Genomic DNA, 473 nt, shown 5'->3' with positions numbered 1-473 from the left:
CTCATGTTCGCGCCGACCTCCTTCGCGGAGAGGCCGAGGTCGTCGGCGATCAGCCGCGACTTGAAGTACGTCCGGTCGCCCGCGTTCTCGCGGAGGTATCGCAGTATCTGCGACTGTTTCGCGGAGAGGCCGCTCGATTCGGCTGCGACCGCGTCCAACTGGGCAGTACTCATACCCGATCCACGCCGCCATCCGACCTAAGGCGGTTGGTAGACGGGGTTAACACGCCGCTGTCGTGCGGTTTCGTCCCGGAACGGGAGCGAAAGCGCCGCCCCGCGGCCGCGTTTGGGTACGGTGTTCGAACCGCGCCGACCGCCGGCGGCGGCGCCGCGGGTCGCTCAGTACAGGTCCGAGACGAACGGCCCGAGCGCGCCGCTCACGCCGGCGGCGAGCGCCTCGGCTCGGTCGACGCGGCCGGCGGTGAGCTCGCCCGCGGCGCCGCCCCGCTCCGCGACGCCCTCGGTGTCGAGGAG

1 pseudogene is annotated in these 473 nt (G+C 71.7%); it reads right to left on the bottom strand.

The features are described 5' to 3' along the window. Positions 1-338: 338 nt before the first annotated feature. A pseudogene (locus DVK03_RS19435) lies at positions 339-473 on the bottom strand (DUF84 family protein); the annotation flags it as partial.

It is taken from the genome of Haloferax sp. Atlit-109R (genome assembly GCF_003665865.1).
GTDB classification, from domain to species: domain Archaea; phylum Halobacteriota; class Halobacteria; order Halobacteriales; family Haloferacaceae; genus Haloferax; species Haloferax volcanii.
Note: the sequence above shows the minus strand (reverse complement) of the source record. Positions and strands in the feature narration are given on the sequence as shown.